Here is a 3,800-nt window from a genome sequence, read left to right as displayed (position 1 = left end):
CCGCGGCGCGCGAGGCCATGCAGAACGCGGCCCGGCACGCCGGCGACGCGCAGGTCTTCGCGGAGGCCGGTGAGGACGAGCGCGGCCGCACCGTCGCGGAGGTGTTCGTCCGGGACCGCGGCCCCGGCTTCGACCTGCACACGGTCCCGGCCGACCGGCTCGGCGTGCGGGAGTCGATCGTCGGCCGCATGGAGCGTGCCGGCGGGACCGCCCGCATCCGGTCCGGCCCGGGCGGCACCGAGGTCCACCTGACCCTGACCGAGCCCGAGGGTGCGCGAGCGCGCACCGGACAGGAGCACCCATGACCGACCCCGCCCCGCGCACGGCCGTCATCGTGGACGACCACGCGATCTTCCGCTCCGGCCTGCGCGCCGACCTGGACCCGGACCGACTGGCCATCGTCGGCGAGGCCGGGGACGTGGACGAGGCCGTCCGCACCGTGCTGGACGTGGCGCCGGATGTGGTGCTGCTGGACGTGCACCTGCCCGGCGGGGCCGGCGGCGGGGGAGCGGAGGTGGCCGAACGCGTCCTCGCGCGCCGACCCGCGCAGCGGTTCCTGGCCCTGTCCGTCTCGGACGCGGCCGAGGACGTCGTCGCCGTGATCCGTGCGGGGGCCCGCGGCTACATCACCAAGACGGCCTCCGGCGCGGAGGTGGCGGACGCGGCGGTCCGCGTGGCCGACGGCGACGCGGTGTTCTCGTCCCGGCTGGCCGGGTTCGTCCTCGACGCCTTCCGCGGCACGGCGCCCGCGCCCCCGCTCGTCCCCGCCGCGGCGACGAGCGGGGCTGCGGCCCCCGACGAGGACCTCGACCGGCTCTCGGCACGGGAGCGGGAGGTCATGCGGCTGATCGCCCGCGGCTACACCTACCGGGAGGCCGGGGCGGAGCTGTTCATCTCGGACCGCACGGTCGAGACCCACGTGTCCTCCGTGCTGCGCAAGCTCCAGCTCTCCAACCGCCACGAGCTGACCCGCTGGGCCGCGCGCCGCGGATACGCCTGAGCCCCGCGGCACGCGGCGTCGCGGGGCTCAGGGGTGGGGTGTGCGGCTCAGGCGCTGAGCAGGGCGCGGATGCGCTCGACGCCCTCGGCGAGGTCCGCATCGCCCAGCGCGTAGGACAGTCGCAGATAGCCGGACGGGCCGAACGCCTCGCCCGGGACCACGGCGACCTCCGCCTCGTCGAGGATGAAGGCGGCCAGCTCGGCCGACGTCGCGGGGGTGACGCCGCCGCGGTAGGTCTTCGCGAGCGCCTCCCGCACGTCCACGTACGCGTAGAACGCGCCCTGCGGGGTGGGGCAGTGGAAGCCCGGCACGGCGTCCATGGCTTCGACCATGGCCCGGCGCCGGCGGTCGAACGCCGTCTTCATCTCCGCCACGGCGTCCAACGGGCCGGCGATGGCGGCCAGCGCGGCCCGCTGCGACACGTTGGCCACGTTCGAGGTGGCGTGGGACTGCAGGTTCGTGGCGGCCTTGACCACGTCCAGCGGGCCGGCCATCCACCCGACGCGCCAGCCCGTCATGGCGTAGGTCTTGGCGACGCCGTTGAGGATCACGGACTGCTCCGCCAGCTCGGGCACGGCGCGGACGATCGAGGTGAACGGCATGCCGTCGTAGGTCAGGTGCTCGTAGATCTCGTCGGTGACCACCCACAGCCCCCGCTCCCGTGCCCACCGGCCGATCGCCGCCGTCTCCTCGGGGGAGTACACGGCGCCGGTGGGGTTGGAGGGGGAGACGAACAGGAGCACCTTGGTGCGGTCCGTGACGGCCTCGTCGAGCTGGTCCACGGTGACCTTGTAGCCCTGCTCGGGGCCGGCGAACACCTCGACCGGCACGCCGCCGGCCAGGCGGATCGCCTCCGGGTAGGTGGTCCAGTAGGGGGCGGGGACGAGCACCTCGTCCTGCGGGTCCAGCAGGGCGGCGAAGGCGTTGTACACGGCCTGCTTCCCGCCGTTGGTCACGAGCACCTGGGCGGCCTCGAGGGACACGCCGGAGTCGCGCAGCGTCTTGGCCGCGATCGCCTCGCGCAGCTCGGGCAGGCCGGCGGCGGGGGAGTAGCGGTGGTTCTTCGGGTCCCGGGCCGCGGCGACGGCGGCCTCCACGATGTAGTCCGGGGTGGGGAAGTCGGGCTCGCCGGCGCCGAAGCCGATCACCGGGCGCCCGGCGGCCTTGAGCTCCTTGGCGCGGGCGTCGACGGCGAGGGTGGCGGAGGGCGCGATGGCGGACAGACGGGCGGAGACGCGGCGGGCGGGCGCGGCCATGGGGACCTTCTTCGAGCTCGACGGGGAGGGCGGGGCGGAGCGGGGCTCCGTCCTGCCAGGGTACTGACTGCCCGGGGCCCGTTCGACTCCCGCCGCCCGATGGCGTATCCTGGATCTCCGGTACCGCGATCACGGTCGATCCCGCGAGGGTTCGGCCGGCTCCGTCGGTCCGAAGGGTAGTGGCGCAATTGGTAGCGCAGCGGTCTCCAAAACCGCAGGTTGCAGGTTCGAGTCCTGTCTGCCCTGCTCGATGCCGGGCCTCGTGCTCGGCATCGGACGTGTAGAAAGCGATTCGGCGATCCGACGAGTGAGGCCACGTGACTGAGATGGCGGCGAACGGCGGGGGGCCCGCCCCCACGCCGAGCAGGCAGCGTCGCGGGCTGTTCGCGCGGATCGCGCTGTTCCTGCGCCAGGTGGTGGACGAGCTCCGCAAGGTCGTCACCCCCACGAGCGAGGAGCTGCTGCGCACGACCGGAGTGGTGCTCGCCTTCGTGGCGTTCATGATCCTGCTGGTCATGGGGCTGGACTGGGTGTTCGGCACCGTGGCGGGTCTCCTGTTCGGCGCCGGCGGCCTCTGAGCCCGGCGCGGACGGTCCCGACGTCGCAGGACGCGTCCCCCGCACGCCCGTGAGGGCCCTCCCCGACGGCAGGGCCCGCCGTCCGTCAGCAGAAAGCAGGAACCGTGTCCGAGCAGGAACTGGATCGTCAGCCCGCCGAGGAGTCCGTCCCGATGTCGGAGGACGCCGTGGCCGAGGAGACCGCCGAGACCGCGCAGGACGCCGGCACGCCCGTCGAGGACGCCCTGGACGAGGTCGCCGGCAGCGGTGACGAGACCGCCGAGGCCACCGTGCAGGAGGCCGACCTGGCCGTCGCCGAGGGCGAGGACGCACCGACCCCCGTCGAGGAGCAGTCCGACGACGAGCCCGCCGTGGACCCCGCCGAGGAGCTGCGCACCCGCCTGCGCCGCCAGCCCGGCGACTGGTACGTCGTCCACACCTACGCCGGCTACGAGAAGCGCGTGAAGACGAACCTCGAGGCCCGCATCCTGACCCAGGACATGGAGGACTCGATCTACGAGATCGAGGTCCCCATGGAGGAGGTCGTGGAGATCAAGAACACCACGCGCAAGATCGTCTCGCGCGTGCGCATCCCGGGCTACGTGCTCGTCCGCATGGACCTCGACGACGCCTCGTGGGGCGTCGTGCGGCACACCCCGGGCGTCACGGGCTTCGTGGGCAACGACGCCCACCACCCGCAGCCGCTCAGCCTGGACGAGGTGTACGACATGCTCGCCCCGTCCGTGATCCAGGAGGCCGCCCGCGCCGCCGAGAAGGCCGGTCTGGCCGTCCCCGCCGCGGCCGAGTCCGGTGCGCCCGCCGCCCCCGCGATCCACGTGGACTTCGAGGTCGGCGAGTCGGTCACCGTCAACGACGGCCCGTTCGAGACCCTCCCGGCCACGATCTCCGAGATCAAGCCGGAGGCCCAGCAGCTCGTGGTGCTCGTCTCGATCTTCGAGCGCGAGACCCCCGTGACGCTGTCCTTCA

General features: G+C 73.7%; 4 protein-coding genes, 1 tRNA gene and 1 pseudogene. 5 read left to right on the top strand and 1 reads right to left on the bottom strand.

Translation table 11 applies throughout. The features are described 5' to 3' along the window. A pseudogene (locus HMPREF3105_RS08950) lies at nt 1-305 on the top strand (histidine kinase); the annotation flags it as partial. After that, nucleotides 302-1,000 carry a LuxR C-terminal-related transcriptional regulator gene (locus HMPREF3105_RS08945; RefSeq protein ID WP_070709279.1) on the top strand — a complete coding sequence of 233 codons (699 nt, stop codon included), beginning with the start codon at nt 302-304 and terminating at the stop codon, nt 998-1,000. The pseudogene HMPREF3105_RS08950 and the gene HMPREF3105_RS08945, both read left to right, overlap by 4 nt. A gap of 47 nt (nt 1,001-1,047) precedes the next feature. On the opposite strand, the gene HMPREF3105_RS08940 is transcribed toward HMPREF3105_RS08945, so the two are convergent. Continuing rightward, on the bottom strand, nt 1,048-2,256 hold the full coding sequence (locus HMPREF3105_RS08940; RefSeq protein WP_070709277.1) for a pyridoxal phosphate-dependent aminotransferase: 1,209 nt from the start codon (nt 2,254-2,256) through the stop codon (nt 1,048-1,050). A gap of 173 nt (nt 2,257-2,429) precedes the next feature. On the opposite strand from HMPREF3105_RS08940, the gene HMPREF3105_RS08935 reads away from it, so the two are divergent. The 3 genes from HMPREF3105_RS08935 to nusG form a co-directional block, all read left to right on the top strand. After that, nucleotides 2,430-2,502, top strand: a tRNA-Trp gene (locus HMPREF3105_RS08935). A gap of 80 nt (nt 2,503-2,582) precedes the next feature. Beyond that, entirely contained in the window at nt 2,583-2,834 is a 252-nt protein-coding gene (gene secE / locus HMPREF3105_RS08930; RefSeq protein WP_036317743.1) for a preprotein translocase subunit SecE, read from the top strand. 104 nt (nt 2,835-2,938) lie between these two features. Continuing rightward, nucleotides 2,939-3,800, top strand: an 862-nt coding sequence (nusG, locus tag HMPREF3105_RS08925) for a transcription termination/antitermination protein NusG (protein WP_083325324.1), incomplete at its 3' end; no start/stop codon positions are given.

The sequence above is a fragment of the Micrococcus sp. HMSC31B01 genome (genome assembly GCF_001816085.1).
Lineage (GTDB): Bacteria > Actinomycetota > Actinomycetes > Actinomycetales > Micrococcaceae > Micrococcus > Micrococcus luteus.
Note: the sequence above shows the minus strand (reverse complement) of the source record. Positions and strands in the feature narration are given on the sequence as shown.

Coding starts and splice junctions, on each gene's coding strand:
- HMPREF3105_RS08945 (WP_070709279.1), top strand. CDS start 302: ATGACCGACCCCGCCCCGCGCACGGCCGTCATCGTGGACGACCACGCG.
- HMPREF3105_RS08940 (WP_070709277.1), bottom strand. CDS start 2,256: ATGGCCGCGCCCGCCCGCCGCGTCTCCGCCCGTCTGTCCGCCATCGCG.
- secE (WP_036317743.1), top strand. CDS start 2,583: ATGGCGGCGAACGGCGGGGGGCCCGCCCCCACGCCGAGCAGGCAGCGT.